Consider the following 2,598-nt stretch of genomic DNA (forward strand, 5'->3'; position numbering starts at 1 on the left):
CGACGACGGCGATCGCGAGCGTCGTCAAACCGATGGACGTTGCGGCTGACGACAACAACGCTCGCCCGGCGCTACCGTGCCATAGCCACTGCCCCACCGGCGCCAACATGCCGGCGAGCGGATAGAGCAGCACGATGACCGCGGCGACAGCCGCGATACGCCCGAGGGTTCGGCGAGGCAGCGGAGAGCCGGTCAGCGTGTGAGCACTGTGGCCGCCTGCACCGGGTCGTAGTGAAAGCGACGCAGCACGGATTGACCGTCTGCTTCGGCCAACCAGCGCACGAACGCGTTCGCGGCGTTCGGGTTCGACGCTTGGTTGAGGACCGCGGCATAAAAAACGAGCGGCTCAGGCCGGTACTCCTTGCCGTCGATGTTCAAGTGCGCATTTTGGTACTGGCTCGCGAGCGATGCCGAGCCAAGATTCACTTCCGGCGGCAGCGTCAGAAACGGAATCCCTAGAGCCGCGGGCTGCGTCTTGTACGCGGACGAAGCATCGAGCTGGCCTGCTTGCAAGCGAGCGATCACGGTGGGCTCGGGGAAGATCTGCTGCGCATTGAACGTGTCGCCGAGCACGCGCTCGACCAAGTCTGGTTGATGGTAGTGCGCGGCGGCGAGCTCCATCACGAAGATGATGTTGCGCCCTTGGGGGTCGGTGCCGGGATCGGTTCGCCCGAAGCGGACGTCGGAGCGCTCGAGCAACTGCCACCACGGCCTGCCGCGTCCGTTCGCGCTGGCCTTGAATTCGCTCGCAAACGCGCTCTGAGCGCTGTACGCGATCACCATCTCCGTCTGCGCTATCGGAACGGCTCGATCGGCTTTGCCGGCGGCCAGCACGATTTGCATCGGTGACGGCGTGGCCGCGACGAATACATCGGGTTTGATCGTGTCGGCGGCGATCAGCCGCGCCAATGCAGTCGCCCCCTGCGCGCGACCATGCCAGGTCAGGCCGAAGCGCGAGCGCATCTCGTCCTGCACCGCGCCTTCCATCAGCGCGCCCATCGAGCCGGCGTATGCGACGTCCAGATCGCCGCTTGCGGCGGCGGGAATCGCGCTCGCAGCTCTGCTGGTGAGCGGCGTGGCCGCTGCGAACGCAAGACCGCCGCAGATCGACAGCGTGCGTCGCAACACCTCGCGACGAGTAAGGCGTTGACAGCTCATTGTGGGACGCGAAGCTTTTGCTTTAGCGGACGAGCCCTAATTGTGCATCACGCATAAGGCCCTCAATATTGTATCGCGTCGGTCTTGAGTTGCGTGGCGAACTCGAGATCGAGGTCGTCGTCGGGGAACGTGAAGTCGGAGAACTTGTAGCCCAACCCTTGCCACTCGCGCTCCGCCGTGCCTGCGAGAAAGCCGCCGGTCTTCACCGAGGTGACGGCTCGCTCCGAACCGATGACCCAATGTCCGCCGACGACCGTGTAGTAGATATCCCACGGGATCTTGCTCGCCGAGACGGAGTCGAAGATGCCGTCCACGCGCAGCCGCCATATGATGAACGCCTGCGTGTCTACCCACGCTTCGCGCAGACGGTAGACGCGCGGGTCGCCGATCGGCTGCAGTTTCAGATGGTAGACGTAGCGATCGAAGAACGGCTCGGTGTCCAGGAGAGTCGCGTCGTAATCACGCCCCACGGTTCGGATGTGACCGATCGTCTTGATCGAAGCATCCGGGCTTGCCGTGACGGTCGGACGTCCGAAGTGAGCCGGCGCCGTCGGCCGCAGCCCGAAGGTGAAGAGCGGTGAGATCTCCGGCACGCCGAACGGTTCATCTACGTTGTCCGTCCGCCGCGGCGGGAACAGTTGACTGAGCAACGGGATGTTGATATTCCAACCGTACGGATTGATCGGCTTGTTGGTGGTCGCGACCGGAACGGCGTGCGTCGTCACATAGTCGTCGCTCGTGCGCACCGACGACCGAAACGACTCCTCAAACCGCTTGCCGTCGACCGTGCCTCGGGTGGTGACCAAGAAGGAGATGTAAGGCGGGTAGTCCAGCGTGCGCAGTTCTTTCAAAGCGTTCTCAAAGATGTCCGGACCACTGAGCTTGCCTGGCGTCGGGGCTTCCGCCTTGGCATGGCGTAGCGCGATCGCGTCAAGCGAGGTGGCGCTCTCAGTCGTGAAGCGTGCGATGCGCTCGCTCAATACTTTGGGGCACGAGTTGCCAGCGCCCACCGTTCGTACCATCAGCACGACGTCGTAAGTCGTCGACGGCACCAACTCCGGCAGGTCCATCGACGCCACCGGCGGTCCTTGCTGCCTGCTGACCGGATTCGGCGGTGCGCGCACCACCTTGAATGACGCGGGCAGTTCCATCGGCTTGCCGACGTCAGGAACCAAGCGCACCTGGCGGATCGTCGAGAAATCCCCGCCGTCGACGGTGACGCCGAGCGTCGTTTGCAGCGGCGCGTCGACGCTGCTCTCTTCGGGAGCGACCAGCGTGAACAGCGGCTGCCGCACGATGAAGGAGTAGTCGCAGCTCGTCAACACCGCCGCTTGGCTTCCAGCGACGTGGACAGCGAGGACTGCGAAGATCAGCGCCGCGGCGAATCGGCGAAGCAAGCCTAGGATCACGGTGGCCCGACACTTGAACGGCACCGCGCTA

At 64.2% G+C, this 2,598-nt stretch carries 2 protein-coding genes; both read right to left on the reverse strand.

Features of this window, described 5'->3' with window-relative positions:
* Window positions 1-192: 192 nt before the first annotated feature.
* Window positions 193-1,125, reverse strand: coding sequence for an extracellular solute-binding protein (locus VKT51_05725; protein HLJ83655.1), 933 nt, complete (start codon window positions 1,123-1,125; stop codon window positions 193-195).
* A gap of 95 nt (window positions 1,126-1,220) precedes the next feature.
* The coding region (locus VKT51_05730) for a hypothetical protein (protein ID HLJ83656.1) at window positions 1,221-2,598 on the reverse strand (1,378 nt) is incomplete at its 5' end.

It is taken from the genome of Candidatus Eremiobacteraceae bacterium, from assembly GCA_035295225.1.
Classification (GTDB): domain Bacteria; phylum Vulcanimicrobiota; class Vulcanimicrobiia; order Eremiobacterales; family Eremiobacteraceae; genus JABCYQ01.